At 58.5% G+C, this 15,381-nt stretch carries 16 protein-coding genes; 11 read left to right on the top strand and 5 right to left on the bottom strand.

The genetic code is table 11. From position 1 onward, the window contains the following. Window positions 1-48 precede the first annotated feature (48 nt). Window positions 49-888, bottom strand: coding sequence for a sulfite exporter TauE/SafE family protein (locus tag PH558_RS15515; RefSeq protein WP_285205258.1), 840 nt, complete (start codon window positions 886-888; stop codon window positions 49-51). Window positions 889-1,099: 211 nt separating this feature from the next. Between PH558_RS15515 and metG the strand changes: the two genes are divergently transcribed. The 5 genes from metG (at window position 1,100) to PH558_RS15490 (ending at window position 5,312) form a co-directional block, all read left to right on the top strand. After that, complete coding sequence (gene metG, locus PH558_RS15510) at window positions 1,100-2,653, top strand: methionine--tRNA ligase (RefSeq protein WP_113409158.1); 1,554 nt, start codon at window positions 1,100-1,102, stop codon at window positions 2,651-2,653. An 8-nt stretch (window positions 2,654-2,661) separates the two neighbouring features. Next, complete coding sequence (locus PH558_RS15505; protein WP_285205257.1) at window positions 2,662-3,444, top strand: TatD family hydrolase; 783 nt, start codon at window positions 2,662-2,664, stop codon at window positions 3,442-3,444. A 4-nt stretch (window positions 3,445-3,448) separates the two neighbouring features. After that, window positions 3,449-4,276, top strand: coding sequence for an MBL fold metallo-hydrolase (locus PH558_RS15500; RefSeq protein ID WP_285205256.1), 828 nt, complete (start codon window positions 3,449-3,451; stop codon window positions 4,274-4,276). Beyond that, window positions 4,273-4,764: a YbaK/EbsC family protein gene (locus PH558_RS15495; protein ID WP_285205254.1), complete on the top strand. Its 492-nt coding sequence runs from the start codon at window positions 4,273-4,275 to the stop codon at window positions 4,762-4,764. The genes PH558_RS15500 and PH558_RS15495 overlap by 4 nt, the downstream gene beginning before the upstream one ends. A gap of 68 nt (window positions 4,765-4,832) precedes the next feature. Then, window positions 4,833-5,312 (top strand): SRPBCC family protein, encoded by a 480-nt coding sequence (locus PH558_RS15490; protein ID WP_285205252.1) that lies wholly within the window; start codon window positions 4,833-4,835, stop codon window positions 5,310-5,312. Between the two features lie 289 nt (window positions 5,313-5,601). On the opposite strand, the gene PH558_RS15485 is transcribed toward PH558_RS15490, so the two are convergent. Both PH558_RS15485 and PH558_RS15480 read right to left on the bottom strand, forming a co-directional pair. Continuing rightward, window positions 5,602-6,342 carry a class I SAM-dependent methyltransferase gene (locus PH558_RS15485; protein WP_285205250.1) on the bottom strand — a complete coding sequence of 247 codons (741 nt, stop codon included), beginning with the start codon at window positions 6,340-6,342 and terminating at the stop codon, window positions 5,602-5,604. A 435-nt stretch (window positions 6,343-6,777) separates the two neighbouring features. Continuing rightward, a complete protein-coding gene (locus PH558_RS15480; protein ID WP_483314160.1) occupies window positions 6,778-7,632 on the bottom strand; it encodes a D-alanyl-D-alanine carboxypeptidase family protein in 855 nt (284 codons plus the stop codon). Between the two features lie 49 nt (window positions 7,633-7,681). On the opposite strand from PH558_RS15480, the gene PH558_RS15475 reads away from it, so the two are divergent. Beyond that, entirely contained in the window at window positions 7,682-8,050 is a 369-nt protein-coding gene (locus PH558_RS15475) for a hypothetical protein (protein ID WP_285205247.1), read from the top strand. A gap of 10 nt (window positions 8,051-8,060) precedes the next feature. On the opposite strand, the gene PH558_RS15470 is transcribed toward PH558_RS15475, so the two are convergent. Beyond that, the gene (locus tag PH558_RS15470; RefSeq protein WP_285205246.1) at window positions 8,061-8,285 is read right to left on the bottom strand and encodes a DUF1127 domain-containing protein; all 225 of its coding nucleotides are present in this window, start codon (window positions 8,283-8,285) and stop codon (window positions 8,061-8,063) included. Between the two features lie 103 nt (window positions 8,286-8,388). On the opposite strand from PH558_RS15470, the gene PH558_RS15465 reads away from it, so the two are divergent. Further along, window positions 8,389-9,279, top strand: a complete 891-nt coding sequence (locus PH558_RS15465) for a LysR family transcriptional regulator (protein WP_483314159.1) — start codon at window positions 8,389-8,391, stop codon at window positions 9,277-9,279. A 44-nt stretch (window positions 9,280-9,323) separates the two neighbouring features. Here the strand turns inward: PH558_RS15465 and PH558_RS15460 are convergent, their stop codons facing one another. Next, complete coding sequence (locus PH558_RS15460; RefSeq protein WP_285205244.1) at window positions 9,324-9,980, bottom strand: dihydrofolate reductase family protein; 657 nt, start codon at window positions 9,978-9,980, stop codon at window positions 9,324-9,326. A gap of 226 nt (window positions 9,981-10,206) precedes the next feature. Between PH558_RS15460 and PH558_RS15455 the strand changes: the two genes are divergently transcribed. From PH558_RS15455 to PH558_RS15440, 4 genes are all read left to right on the top strand, one after another. Continuing rightward, entirely contained in the window at window positions 10,207-12,096 is a 1,890-nt protein-coding gene (locus PH558_RS15455; protein WP_285205243.1) for an ABC transporter ATP-binding protein, read from the top strand. 2 nt (window positions 12,097-12,098) lie between these two features. After that, entirely contained in the window at window positions 12,099-14,000 is a 1,902-nt protein-coding gene (locus tag PH558_RS15450; RefSeq protein ID WP_285205241.1) for an ABC transporter ATP-binding protein, read from the top strand. Window positions 14,001-14,136: 136 nt separating this feature from the next. Then, window positions 14,137-14,727 carry an NADPH-dependent FMN reductase gene (locus tag PH558_RS15445; protein WP_095434887.1) on the top strand — a complete coding sequence of 197 codons (591 nt, stop codon included), beginning with the start codon at window positions 14,137-14,139 and terminating at the stop codon, window positions 14,725-14,727. Window positions 14,728-14,874: 147 nt separating this feature from the next. Beyond that, a complete protein-coding gene (locus tag PH558_RS15440; RefSeq protein WP_095434886.1) occupies window positions 14,875-15,381 on the top strand; it encodes a winged helix-turn-helix transcriptional regulator in 507 nt (168 codons plus the stop codon).

Below are 15,381 nucleotides of genomic sequence, written 5' to 3'. Positions count from 1 at the left end.
ATCAGAATACCTGACGGAGAGCCGGCACGGTGCTTCCCCTGAATCGCATCAGGGAAAAATCAGCTTCCAAGCAACGATGGCCAGCGTCACGGCAAGGATGATGCGCACGGAGCGCTCGTGCAGGCGAGGCGCGAGCAGGCTGCCGGTAACGATACCCGGAATTGACCCCACCAGCAGGGCGAACAGCATCGTCCAGTTGATCTCGCCGATGAACCAATAGCCCATGCCGCCGATCAGGGTCAGCGGCACAGCATGGACGATGTCGGAGCCGACGATTTCGCGGACATCCGTCTGTGGATAGAGCACCAGCAGGACGGTGACGCCGAGTGCACCTGCACCTACTGAAGTCATCGTAACAAGAATGCCGAGCATCAGGCCGAGGATGACCGTCAACAGAGCAATGTTGCGCGGCGATATCGTGCCGCGCTCGCCGCGCCACTTGCGGATGGCCTCGAGGATCTGGCCTCGGAAAATCAACATCAGCGCCGTCAAAAGTAGAAGACAGCCCAATGACAGGGTGATGGCATGAGCAACGGCGGGGCTCTCGCGATTGACGCCGGCCATGATCCAGAGCATGGCGAGTGCGGCCGGAACGCTGCCGGAAGCGAGAAGACTGACAACTCTCCAATTGACCCGTCCGTGCATGCCGTGCACGGCCGTTCCTGCCGTCTTGGTGATTGCGGCATAGAGCAGATCCGTACCAACGGCCGTTGCCGGATGGACGCCGAAGAGAAGCACGAGCAGGGGGGTCATCAGTGAACCACCACCGACCCCTGTAATGCCCACCAACATGCCGACGAAAAAACCGGAAAAGGAATAAAGCGGCTGAAAGGAATTGATCAAACTCAAATTCACGGCCTCTTGAAGCCGTTGGGCAGACCAATACATAAAACGATGAAATCCACGGCCACGTCTGTCCTGCGTTCCACTCTTTGGAAGTGGGTAAAGGCGAGGTGGAGTCGAGTCAAGCAAAGCGCCATCCTGAAGTTCCGAATGCTGCGCGCGCGAAACTTGGTGTTTCGCTCATGGCAAACATGCGCTAAAGCGAGCGGAGCAAGAATAACAGCGACGTAACAGTAAAAGCGGGCCACTGCCTCACATGACCGAAAAAACTCCGTTCTACATCACCACCGCGATCGCCTATCCCAACGGCAAGCCGCATATCGGCCATGCCTATGAGCTGATCGCCACCGATGCGATGGCACGCTACCAGCGCCTCGATGGCCGCGATGTCTTCTTTCTGACAGGTACGGACGAGCATGGCCAGAAGATGCAGCAGACCGCACGGGCCGAAGGCATGGACCCGCAGCAGCTCGCCAACCGCAATTCCGATGAATTCCAGGCGATGGGTAAGCTGCTGAATGCGTCGAATGACGATTTCATCCGCACGACGCAGCAGCGCCACCACGAGACCTCGCAGAACATCTGGAACCTGATGGCCGATGCCGGCGATATCTACAAGGATTCCTATGCCGGCTGGTATTCGGTGCGCGACGAAGCCTATTACCAGGAAAGCGAAACAGAGCTGCGCGCCGACGGCGTGCGCTACGGGCCTCAGGGCACGCCGGTCGAGTGGGTGGAGGAGGCAAGCTACTTCTTCAAGCTCTCTGAATACCAGGACCGGCTGCTGAAGCACTACGAGGAAAACCCCGATTTCATCGGTCCGGCCGAGCGCCGCAATGAGGTCATTTCCTTCGTCAAATCCGGCCTGAAGGATCTGTCGATTTCGCGTACGACCTTCGACTGGGGCATCAAGGTGCCAAACGACCCCTCGCACGTCATGTATGTCTGGGTCGACGCGCTGACGAACTACATCACGGCGACCGGCTACATCGAGGATCGAAACAATCCGCGGGCGAAATACTGGCCTGCCGACCTGCATGTCATCGGCAAGGACATCATCCGTTTCCACGCCGTCTATTGGCCGGCTTTCCTGATGTCGGCGAAGCTGCCACTGCCGAAGCGCGTTTATGCCCACGGCTTCCTGCTTAACAAGGGCGAGAAGATGTCGAAGTCGCTCGGCAACGTCGTCGATCCGGTCAACCTGGTGAACCATTTCGGCCTCGACCAGGTGCGTTACTTCTTCCTGCGCGAAGTTTCCTTCGGCCAGGACGGCAGCTACAGCGAAGAAGCGATCGGTACGCGCATCAATTCCGATCTCGCCAACGGCATCGGCAACCTTGCCAGCCGTTCTCTGTCGATGATCGTCAAGAACTGCGACGGCCAGATTCCGGAATGCGGGCCGCTGACGGATGAAGACAAGGCTCTGCTCGCACAGGCCGACGCCTTGCACGCTTCGACGCGCGAAGACATGAGCAAGCAGCTCATTCATCGCGCCCTTGCGTCCATCATCGCTGTCGTTTCCGAGACGGACCGCTATTTCGCGAGCCAAGAGCCCTGGGCACTGAAGAAGACCGATCCGGCCCGCATGGCGACCGTGCTCTACGTCACGGCCGACGTCGTGCGCCAGATCAGCATTCTGCTTCAGCCCTTCATGCCGGAATCCTCGGGCAAGCTCTTGGATCTTATTGCCATCCCATCCGACAAGCGTGATTTCGCGGCGCTCGGCGAGGCGGGTCGCCTCGTTACCGGAACGCCGCTGGAAGCCCCGAAGCCGGTCTTCCCGCGCTACGTCGCGCCGACTGCCGAATAAGGTTTTCCATGCTGATCGATACGCATTGCCATCTGGATTTTGCCGACTTCGAAGAGGAGCGCGACGCGATCGTCGCCCGCGCTCACGAAGTCGGCGTCAAGCAGATGGTCACCATTTCGACAAAGGTTCGGAAACTCGACGGATTGCTTGCGCTCACCGAGCGTTATCCGTCGGTTTTCTGTTCCGTCGGCACCCATCCGAACAGCGCCGACCAGGAGCTGGACATCCAGACCGAAGATCTCGTCAAGCTGGCAAACCAGCACGAGAAGATCGTGGCGATCGGCGAGGCTGGTCTCGACTACTTCTACGATACGGTCAAGCCGGAAGACCAGAAGACCGGTTTCCTGCGCCATATCGCTGCCGCGCGCGAAACGCAGCTGCCGCTCGTCATTCACAGCCGCAGCGCCGATGAGGACATGGCCGCGATTCTAACGGAGGAAACAGGGAAGGGGGCTTTCCCCTTTATCCTCCACTGCTTCTCCGCCGGCCCTGCCCTTGCCCAGACCGGCGTGGAGCTTGGCGGCTATATCTCCTTCTCCGGCATCCTCACCTTCCCGAAATCGGAAGAGCTGCGTGAGATTGCCAAAACGATCCCGCACGACCGGCTGCTGGTCGAGACCGACGCGCCTTATCTCGCGCCGAAGCGCTGGCGGGGAAAACGCAACGAGCCGTCCTATGTCGTCAACACGGCCGAGGTGCTGGCCGATGCGATCGGCGTCAGCATGGACGAGATCGCCGACCTCACTACGGAAAACGCTTTCCGCTGCTTCTCCAAGATGACGAGGGTCTGACGTCGTGACATACCGGCGGCGCTTCACCATTTTGGGCTGTTCATCGTCGCCGGGCGTTCCCCGCATCACCGGCGACTGGGGCGCCTGCGATCCGAAAAACGCAAAAAATCGACGGACGCGTGCGGCCTTCCTGATAGAGCAGATCGCGCCGGACGGTGGCATTACCACCGTCGTCATCGATACCGGTCCGGATTTCCGCGAGCAGATGATCCACGCGGGCGTCAGTTTCATCGACGCCGTGCTCTACACCCACGCTCATGCCGACCATATTCACGGCATCGACGATCTGCGCGGCTACTTCCATATCTCGAATGAGCGCATCCCGATCTACGCCGATCCGCCGACCATGGATCGCATTCGCGAAGGCTTCCGCTACTGCCTGGAAACGCCTGTCGGCAGCAGCTATCCGCCGATCGTGCGGCCGGTATTGATCGAAAATCTCGAGAAAAGTTTCGTGATAGACGGGGCAGGCGGTCCCATCCGCTTCTGGCCGCACAAACAGATCCACGGCGATATCCATTCGCTCGGTTTCCGTGTCGGCAAACTAGCTTATTGCAGCGATATCAGTGATTTCCCTCCGGAATCGATAGAAAAGGTTCAAAACCTCGACATTCTGATCATCGACGCTCTGCAGTATCGGCCGCATCCAAGTCATCTGTCGTTGGAGCAGTCACTCCAATGGATCGAACGCCTGGCGCCGAAACATGCCATCTTGACCCACATGCATACGCCGCTCGATTATGAAACCGTACTGGCTGAAACGCCCGATCATGTCGAGCCGGCCTATGATCAGATGCAGATCGAACTCGACGTGGAGGACGACGATCTATGAGCGAAGATATCAAGAAGCTTTCCAGCCTGGAGCGCGTCGAACTTGCGGCGCGTACGCTGGGGCTCGACATCTCGATCAAGCGCATGGAGCAATCGACGCGGACGGCAGAAGAGGCTGCCAAGGCCGTAGGATGCGCCGTCGGTCAGATCGTGAAATCTCTGGTCTTCGTCAATGCCGATACGCAGGCGCTGACGCTGCTTCTGGTTTCGGGCGCCCATAATGCCGATACGGCTTATATTGCCACAACTTATGGCGTTCGGCTGAAGCGGGCCGATATCGATCGCGTCCGCGACGAGACCGGTTTCGCCATCGGCGGCGTCGCGCCCATCGGCCATCTGGTCGATCTGCCTGTTTTCATCGACGAAAGCCTGTTGACTTACGATGAGGTCTGGTGCGCAGCCGGACGGCCGGACAGCATTTTCTCCTGCAATCCAACGACGCTGGCCGAAAAGATTGCGGCCAAGGTGATCCGCATCAAGGCGAGCTAACAACAGCGAATGCAGCCGGCGCCGGCAGAGATTGCATGGGATCCTCGCGGTGCTACAGGAAGGATGCGATGAGCGAGGCTTCAGACGGCAAAAGGACCGATACGGCTTCCCGGATAATTCGCTCGACGCCGCACGCGATCTTCAAAGCATTCCTCGATCCCGAGGCATTGGCCTCGTGGCTTCCGCCGAAAGGCATGACATGCCGCATCCACGTCTTCGAACCGCATAAAGGCGGCAGTTATCGAATGGCGCTGTCCTATGACGCACTGGATCATTCGACGCCTGGAAAATCCTCCGAGCATACCGACATTGTCTCCGGTCGGTTCATCGAGATCGTGACGGATGAATGCATCGTTCAGGCGGTGGATTTCGAATCCGATGACGCCGTATTCGGCGGAACGATGACCATAACTTGGTCCTTGGAAGGGGTTCCGACCGGCACAAGGGTCACCGTAATTTGCCAGAACGTGCCTCGCGGCATCAGCAAAGAAGATCATGACGAGGGACTGAAATCGACCCTCCAAAATCTGGCCAACCATGTGGAATAAAAGCCAAAAGCGTCTGCCTCATCGCTTCACTTATGTCCGCTATAGTTCCATAATCTATCTTATCTGATGTTTTTTTATAGATAGGGTGGGTTCAAGGATGAAGTGCGACTTGCGAATGATGCCAATGGGTTATCACTCGCAAGGAAAACGCAATGAGATGCACCTACTCCCAGATCGATCCGGATAACAACGCGCTTATCCCTCAACGTCGGTACAACGCATTTGGGTAGCTTCTCGCCGTTGATCAAACCAAGGTGGCAGACCGAACTTCAATCGTCCGGCAGGCCCATCATGCCTCCAAAGCCATGACGACGATCCAGGCTTGCCATCTGACACCCGGGATTTTCAGCAGCAGATTATCGATCTGCTTGCCGGTGCCCCGAAGCGCGGCGCCGAACGGGCTCCTGCGAAACGGAATGGACGCGAGCGCAGCGAGCCCGAAGAATTCCAGATCGCACTTGGAGAAATATTTGCGCACGATCTCGAAATCTGACTTCAGAAGCGGATGCTCATCGACGGTACGGGCTTCTGGCGTCCGGTTGCGATAGAGATTGATCACTGGATTGTGGCCGAGCGGCTCGAAGAAGAAGGCTTTGCCACCGGGTCGCAGCACGCGCCGGATCTCGCTCAGCGATTTATCCAGAACGAGGTGATGCAGGATGCCGCTGCCGAAAACGACGTCAAAGCTCGCTGACGGCAAATTCATATCCTCCGCATTATCGACCTGGAACGTTACGTTCTCGATCCCACGGAGAGCCGCCGTATTCGTGGCCTGCTGAATGGCGACGTCCGAAATGTCGATACCGGTAATCCGCTTGGCGGAGTGTGCAAGACCAATGCTGCTCATACCGTTTGAGCATCCGTATTCGAGCACATCCCGTTCGAGACAAGCAGCCCTCACCAGCCGCCAATAGGCATCCACGGCGGGCTTTACCGCGAAATAGAACGAGTCCTCCTTGCGCTCCTCCACTGCACCGAAGCGTTCATTATGAAAGTCGCGCTCACGCGCCAAACGTGCATCATACGTCATCCCGGCCCTCCCAACTTGACCTAATGCGTTGAAATGTTTGCGAAATCTATATTGCAAGGAGCATCAGACCGGTCGCGGCCCATGATGGATCCTTCATTTTCGGAGAATAACAAACTGAAACCAGATATCTCCGCCTACGCGAATTCGCAGTTCGGCGCTGTTTCCTACCAGCACATGATAAGCGCAGCGAACGAGCAACTTCCGCTGTAGACATAGGGCAGCCCGCCAGTTCGGCAATCACTACTTGATTATTCGCCATGAGAGAGCTCTCTCAGCGAGCGGCAGTCGGGCTCTTCATGGCACGTTTGCATGAAGAAACCCGATCCCTGCCTCCACGATAGGCACGATGTGGCAGGATCGGCTTCTCAGCGGAGCCACCCTCTTGACGGCCGCCCGAAGATGAATGGCTGGCTGGATTCTGAAATCAGGTCGAACTCAGTTGGCAGAGCTTTGCTTGGGAGCTCCGGTCGATACCGTGGCTGTTGTGGCCACCGGGGACAGATACGTATCCAGAAGGCTTGCCATCTTGTTATCGCGAATTTCAGCGGTCTTCTCACCCATGACCACGCCGACAACACGGCGGCCGTTCTTCGTCGCCGAGGTCACGAGATTGTAGCCGGAGGCATCCGTATAGCCGGTCTTGATGCCGTCGGCTCCGGCGTAGCGATACATGAGATTGTTGTGGCCGCGCAGCTTCATGCCGCGGAACTTGATGCCGCGCATCGAGAAGAGCTTGAACTCTTCCGGGAAGTCACGCATCAGCGCAACGCCGAGAGTTGCCATGTCACGGGCCGTTGTGACCTGCTCCGGGTCCGGCAGGCCCGAAGGATTCTTGAACACCGTATTGCTCATGCCGAGCTGATGCGCCTTTGCAGTCATCATCTTGCCGAAGTTATCCTCGGAACCGCCAAGCTGCTCGCCGATCGCAACCGCTGCATCGTTGGCGGACAGCACGATGATGCCCTCGACAGCTTCGCGCACAGTGACCTTGCGGCCCGCGCCGATGGCGAATTTGAAGGGCTCCTTGCTTTCGGCGTTCTCCGACATGGTCAATTTCTGATCCCATTTCAGATGACCGCCATGCAGCGCTTCAAAAGCGAGATAGAGCGTCATCATCTTGGTGAGCGATGCCGGAAAATTCAGTTCGTTCTCGTTCGATGCCTCCAGCGCCTGGCCGCTACGAGCATCCACCACATAGCTAGCCTGCCCGGCCTGCGCCAACGAAGCTGCGCCAAGGAACGACGCGATCGAGATTGCCGCGGCGAGCAGCATGGGGATCTTCTTGAGCATAGCTTGTCTGCGTTTCCTGTGATCGAGATCTGTGGCGGGGCGGCGGGCGGTGAATATTCGCCGCTTTTCGAAGGCGATGGATCGGGCAAATCTATGGCGGAAAAAAGAACGGCGCCATGAAAAAAGGGCTATGCGGCAATACCCCCCTGCTCTTTTCAATATTGGCGGGGCCGGATCACAAGCGGTTGATGACGCGGGAATGAGCTACGATTTCGGCGCCGCGGACAAGGATTATGCCGGCCTGATTGCAGCGGTGAAGGTGCGAAACACCGCAAATCATCGCGACGCAATGTGCGAAAGCGATTTCTGCTATCGGGGACAGGGCCGCAACGTCACCCCCTCGCTCAAATGCTACTGGCGATCGCATCAGGAACACCGCTATTTAAGGCGTTCGGCCCGACGGCTCGCGCGCTTTTGAGCGACATGCCTTATCCCCAAAACCAGGACTTGTTGCCTTCGGCACGCGCTTCGGCGCGCGTCATGCCGATATCGCGAAGCTGATCGTCAGTAAGGTCGCGCAGGTCCCACCTCGTTTCACGCTTTTCGAGATAGGCCAGAAACTTCGCCAGCGCCCTTCGCAAAATTCCACGCCGTCGCGGACCACGGCCTCCGCCTGTCGCTACAGGCATCGGCCTATCGATATCGATGGTCATTTTCCTGCTCCTTGGGGCTCATATCAACATGGCCTTAGGATGCACTGGCTTAAGCAATGAATGAAGCTTATGGTATTTATACAATCAATAAGGAATTCTTCTGTTGCTCAATCTGGATCAGCTGGCCGCCTTTGTTAGCGTCGTCGATCTCGGCAGCTTTACGGCTGCTGCCGATAAGGTCGGTCTGACGCAGCCTGCCGTCAGCCTGCAGGTGAAGCTGCTGGAGCAGCGCCTCGGCGTGAAACTGATCGAGCGCGTCGGACGAAGGGCACAGCCCTCGCCGGCCGGACTTGATCTGCTGCCGCATGCGCGGCGCATCATCGAATCCTGTTCTTTGGCGGAGGATGCGATGACACCTTTTCGCGAGGGATCGGTCGGCCGTGTTCGGATCGGCAGCGGCGGCACGGCCTCGATCCATCTTTTGCCGCAAGCCATCGCCATCGCAAAGAAACGCATGCCTGATCTCGAGATCATCGTGCGCATTGGCAATATCGACGAGATTCTGCGGGATCTCGAAGCCAATGCACTGGATCTCGCAGTAGTGGCCCTGCCCGCCGCCGGCCGTTCGCTTGAAGTCGAACCGTTCCATGAGGATGAGCTTTTGGCCGTCGCCCCCAAAGGAAGCGTAATGCCGGATAGTGGGCCTGATGTGGAATTCATGAAAGACAAGACGCTGTTGCTCTATGAAGGCGGCAACACACGCCGCGCGACAAACGAATGGTTCGGGGCAGGAGGCGTCCGTCCAGAACCGGCCATGGAGTTCGGTAGCGTCGAGGCTATCAAGGAACTGGTCGCCGCGGGTCTCGGATGGTCCATCCTCCCGGACATGGCGCTGAGACGCGACAAGTCCGATCTTCTGGTGACGTCACCGCTCAGACCGAGACTGGTTCGGCAGCTCGGGATAGTCCTGCGCCGGGACAAGCATCTCACCAAGGGCCTTCGGGAGATCATGAAATCGCTGCGTGAAATCCGGGCAATGGAACACATGGAATGACCGCGGCTAGACGCTCGTCGAAGACCTAACCGCGGCCAGATCGGTTATTGGAGCCGCTTGCGGCGCTCAATCTCCTCTTCGGACGGATTCGGCCCGACGAAGGAGCCGGTCTTCACCGGGCCATCCGGCTGATAGGTTGCAAAAATGACGCCGCTAGAGGACGACTGAGTACGCAGCAGTTTCATTGCGGCGGGAACCGCCCCGCCCGCGAATAGCTTCTTGCCACTGCCCAGCACGACCGGAAAGATCACCAGCTTGAACTCGTCGATCAGCCCGTGACGCAACAGGGTCTGGATAAGGTCGCCACTGCCCTGAATGAGAAGGTCCGGTCCCTCGCCTGTTTTCAGCTCTTTGATCGCCGCCACGACATCCTTACCGAGCGACTGGCTTTTGTTCCATTTCAGCTCGGCATCGCCACGCGTTGCGACGTATTTGACAACGCTGTTGAAGCGCTGGCCGATTGGATCGTCGTCGCCGACAAAGGGCCAAAAGGCCGCGAAGATATCGTAGGTCTTGCGTCCGAGCAGCAGATCGAACGGCTTTTCGAACAGTTCGAAGAGCGCCTTGCCAGTTTCCTCGTCGGCGTGAGGGAATACCCAGCCACCATACTCAAAACCGCCGGTCGGATCCTCGTCCGGACCGCCGGGTGCTTGCATGACGCCATCGAGACTGATGAATGTTGCCGCTATAACTTTGCGCATGATGTCCTCCTTTTCTGGCACGGTGCCCAGAGGACGTCCCGTCGGTTTCGATCCCGACATGTCATCGATTATTTTTTAAACACGCAATCTAACGCTCGCGTTGGACTTGTGACCGATTGACTCTTGAACGCCGCCACGGAATCGGCAAAATTCATCCTATCAATATTTTCCTTGAGATACGAACCCGTCTCGGGCCCGCCTCGTTTAATTATGCCTGGATAAAAGCGTGAGCAGCGATTCATCAAGAAGCGCCGCGAAGCCACTGGCTTCGCGTGCGCATGTCAATGCGGTCGGTTGGGGTCAAGGCCTGTCGACGATCGTCCGGATTACCCATATGACGCTGCGCCATCCCTGGCAGACAAGCTTCGCCATTGGGGCAACTTTTGTGGCTGCAACGTTGCAGCTGACGATCCCGCGCCTGTTGGGCCGTGCAGTCGACCAGACACAGACGGCGGTCGCCGGCGGTGCAGCCGGCCAGATTGCCGAAAATGCCTTGATGACAACCGCTCTGCTGCTGCTCGTCATCAGCGTTCTGCGCGGCTTGTTCACGATGGTGCAGAACTACTATAGCGAAGCCGTCGGCCATCATATGGGCTATGAGCTTCGGCTCGCCTGCTATGAGAAGATCCAGCAGCTCTCCTTCAGCTTCCACGACAAGGCCCATTCCGGCGATCTCATCACGGTCGGCCTGCTCGATCTTGAAGGCGTGCGCATGTACTTCTCGACCGCGCTGGTGCGCATGGTACTATTGACCATGCTGATCGGCGTCGGCGCCTATATGCTGCTATCGACCGATGTCGCGCTCGGTCTGCTGGCTCTGAGCTTTGTGCCTTTCGTGGCGTGGCGCTCTTCCGTCACGCAATTGCGACTGCGTTCGACATGGCTAGATCTGCAGGAGCGCCTCTCGGTGCTGACGCGCGTGATGGAGGAAAATCTCGGTGGCATCCGCGTGGTGCGCGCCTTCGCCGGGCAGGCGCACGAACTCATGAAGTTTGACCGGGCCTCGCACAATGCGCTTTCTCTCGCCCACAAGCGTGTCGGCATCCGTGTCGTCAATACCAGCGCCATGAACCTCTCCTTCTTCGTGTCCATGGGTCTGGTGCTCTGGCTTGGCGGCCTGAAGGTCATTAATGGGGAGATCAGCGTTGGCACGCTGGCCTCCTTCCTGACCTTCATGACCATTCTGCAGATGCCGGTGCGCCAGCTCGGCCTGATGGTGAATGCTTTCGCACGTGCCTCGACCTGCGGTTCGCGCCTGTTTGAACTCCTCGATCTCGATATTCCCATCAAGGATGCGCCGGACGCCAAGCCGCTCGTCGTGACCGAAGGCACACTGCGTTTCGAGAATGTCGACTTCAGCTATCCTGGTTCGGAAATGCGGCCGGTGCTGAAGAATATCTGTTTCGAGGCAAAGCGCGGCGAGACGGTCGGCATTGTCGGCCCGCCCGGCAGCGGCAAGTCCACCATTGCCCATCTCATTCCACGCTTTTACGACGTCACGGCCGGGCGGATCACGCTTGACGGCCAGGATATCCGCAAGGCGACGCTGCAATCGCTGCGGCAGAACGTTGCCGTCGTGCAGCAGGATTCCTTCCTGTTCACGACCAGCATCGAGAACAACATCGCCTATGGCGATCCCTGGGCGAAGGAAACCCGCATAGAGCGCGCCGCAGAGTCGGCGCAGCTGCACAATTACATCCTCGGCCTGCCAGCCGGCTATACGACAATCGTCGGCGAGCGCGGCGTGTCGCTGTCCGGCGGGCAGCGTCAGCGCCTGACGATCGCCCGGACATTGATGCTGAAGCCCGCCGTGATGGTATTCGACGATTCCACCGCCGCGATCGACGCAGCAACGGAGCAGCGCATCCGCAGCGCCATGAAGCGTTTCGCCCGGGACCGAGTAACACTGATCGTCGCGCACAGGCTGAGTTCGCTGATGCATGCCGACCAGATCCTTTTCATCGAGGATGGCGCGATCGTCGAGCGCGGCACGCATGAGCAGCTCCTTGCCGCAGGTGGGCGGTACAAGGCGCTCTACGATCTGCAGGTTCGCCCGGAGGATGATGTCGTCAAGACGTCCGGCGGCACGCTCGAAAGGGCGAAAAGGGAGGTATGACAATGTCGGAAACCATCGAAACCGAGCGCAACGATGTGCGCGAGGATGGTCGTCGCCCTCCCCGTGCCGTGGTCGGCTCCCATCGCGTCGAAGAGGAGATCTTCGGGAAGGTCTTCGACAGCAAGATCATCCGCCGCATCTGGGCCTTCGTCAGCCCCTATCGGCGGCAGATTTACATTTCCGTTGCGGCCGTTCTGCTCTTCACCGCATCGCAAATCGTCATACCGCTCGTCATCCGCCATGCGATTGACAGCGCGATGGCGCCCGGAGCCATAGATTATTCCGCACTCTGGTTGTCTCTGGGAGTTTTCACGGCAGCCATCCTCGTCAATTACGGGGCGAGCTATGTGCAGGAAACCTATGTCGGCCAGGTCGCCGAGGAAGTGCTGTTCGATATTCGCCGGGCGATGTTTGCGCATCTGCAGCGCGTCTCGCTATCCTTCATGGACAAAACGGAAGTCGGTCGCCTGATGTCGCGCCTGCAGGGCGACGTTAACTCCATGCAGGAATTCCTTGAAACTTCAGTGCTTTCCGTCGGCGACATAGCACTGCTTTTCGGCATCGTCATAGTTATGTTGTCGCTGGATTTTCGGCTCGGCCTGCTGACGCTTTCCGTCATGCCGATCCTTTTCATCGTGCGGCTGTTCTGGCTGCCGAAGGCACGGGTCGCCTTCATGAACGCACATGAGACCAACTCCGTCACCAGTGGCGCACTGGCGGAAGCGATCCATGGGGTGCGTGCCGTCCAGGGCATGCATCGGCAGAGCGTGAACTTCTCGCTTTTCGACGAAAAAGCCCACGCGAACCTCCAGACGCACCTGACGGCGGCGCGCTACGCCCAGGTCATGGTGCCGATCGTCGACACGCTGACCGGCATGGCCATGGCGATCGTCATCATCGTTGGCGGTTCGATGGTGCTGAACCACAGGCTCGATGTCGGCATCATGGTCGCCTTCCTGTTCTACATTCAGCGCTTCTTCGACCCGATCCGTTCGCTGACCATGCAATATTCGGTCATGCAGCGGGCCATGGCGTCCGGCCAGCGGCTGACCGAGGTGCTCGACGTTCCGGTCGACATCAAGGATGCACCCGATGCGATCGAGCTGTCGCCGGATATGGATGGCTCGGTCGAATTCCGCGATGTGATCTTCGGCTATAATCCCAAGCATCCCGTGCTGAAGAATGTCAGCTTCAGGGTCAACCCGGGAGAAACGGTGGCGCTGATCGGGCCGACGGGCTCTGGCAAGTCGAGCTCGATGGCACTCATCCATCGCTTTTATGATGTGCAGCATGGCCAGGTATTGGTCGGCGGTCATGACGTACGCTCCCTTACCCAGGATTCGCTCGGACGCCAGATCGCCATGGTGCTGCAGGAGCCGTTCCTCTTCACCGGCACGGTGCTGGAGAATATCCGCTACAACAAGACGGAGGCGACGCGCGAAGAGGTCATCGAGGCCGCCAAAGCGGTCGGCGCGCATGAGTTCATCATGCGTCTTCCGGATGGCTACGACTCCGTTCTCGGCGAACGCGGCGGCGGTCTTTCACTCGGCCAGCGACAGCTCGTCAGCTTCGCCCGCGCCCTTGTCGCCGACGCCAAGATCCTCGTACTCGACGAAGCAACGGCGAATATCGATAGCTACACCGAAATGCTGATCCAGAAGGCATTGGTAAAGCTGCTCGAAGGCCGCACCGGTCTCGTCATCGCCCATCGTCTGGCCACCATCCGCGAGGCCGACCGCATTATCGTGCTGCAAAACGGACAGTTGCTTGAAAGCGGCAACCACAATCAGCTGATGGCGAACGGCAAGCTTTACTCGAAGCTCTATAACCTCAATTATGCGTCCTTCGACGATATTCCGGAGGAAGAGGTCTCCGCTTCGGTGCCGGTGGAGTCGCGAACCTAAAGCAATTCCTGGAAAAGTGCATCGCGGCTTTCGTCCAGAATTGCGTGGAAACAATGAGATAGAGCAGTTCAGAGATTTCGTGAAGCGCTGAACTGCTCCAGACATGTCGCACAAGACTGTGAGGACATATTCAACAATGGCCGACCGTATTCTGGTTCTCTACGGTTCCTACCGCTCGGATCGCGTCGGCATCCGTCTCGCGAATTTTATCGTCGCAGGCCTGATTGAGCGTGGAAACGACGTGGAGCTCATCGATGCGCAGGCGGTCGGACTGCCGATGCTCGATCGGATGTACAAGGAATACCCCAAAGGTTCGGCCCCCCCGGCAATGGAGGCGCTTGCGGCAAAAATCCGGGCTGCCGACGCCTTCGTTTTCGTCACCGGCGAATACAACTGGGGTATGCAACCCGGCCTGAAGAACCTGACCGATCATTATCTGGAAGAATGGTTCTGGCGCCCGGCGGCGATTGCCAGCTACTCCGGCGGCCGCCTTTCCGGCGCACATGCGGCGCCCGCCTGGCATGGCACTCTTTCGGAGATGGGAATGGTCGTCATCTCAAGCACACTTGCCGTCGCCAATATTTCGGCGGCATTGGACGTTGACAGTAAACCTACCGGGAATGGAGGCGATGCGTTGGCAAGAGCTTTTCCCCGTTTTGCCGACGACCTCGCCTGGTGGACCGAGGCAGCAAAACAGCAGCGCGCCCGCAAGGCACCTCCTTACTGAAAACCCGCGGCCTAGCCACGGCCAGGTGCATTTCGCTCATTCCCATCTAGCCTCGCGCGCCAGCAGATTGAGTTCCTGCTTCGCGCAGATCTAGCTGCGTGATAGTAACTTGCATGATGATAGTTACTCGTGCTATCTGCCTCGCCCATGCAGAGAACCAGCTTCAGCAACTTCAAATGCCCCGCCGCCCGTGCGCTCGAAAGCGTGGGCGACTGGTGGAGCATCCTGATCCTACGTGATGCGCTGCAGGGATTGAGCCGGTTCGACGAATTCCAGAAAAATCTCGGCGTTGCACCGAACATCCTGACGCGGCGCCTCAAGCATCTCACAGACGAAGGGCTGTTCGAGCGGCGACTCTATCAGGAGCGGCCGCCGCGCTACGAATATGTGCTGACCGAGAAGGGCCGGGATTTCTTCCCTGTGCTGATGGCGCTCTTCACCTGGGGCAATCGGCACTTGCCTACCGAAGAAGTCGCAATGCGCCTCGTCGACGCCAATACTGGTGAGGATCGCGACCCGCTTCTCATCGACCGCGTCACCGGCCGCGCCTTTCAGCCCGAAGACACGATGCTCGTGCCCGGGCCTGCGGCCGATGACACCGTTCATGAACGCATTGCCCAGATGAAAGCATGGTTTCTGGGCTTCGACGCCTGA

Source organism: Rhizobium pantanalense, from assembly GCF_030182525.1.
Taxonomy (GTDB): Bacteria; Pseudomonadota; Alphaproteobacteria; order Rhizobiales; family Rhizobiaceae; genus Rhizobium.
The sequence above is the reverse complement of the archived record's forward strand: the minus strand, read 5'-3'. Positions and strand labels throughout refer to the sequence as shown.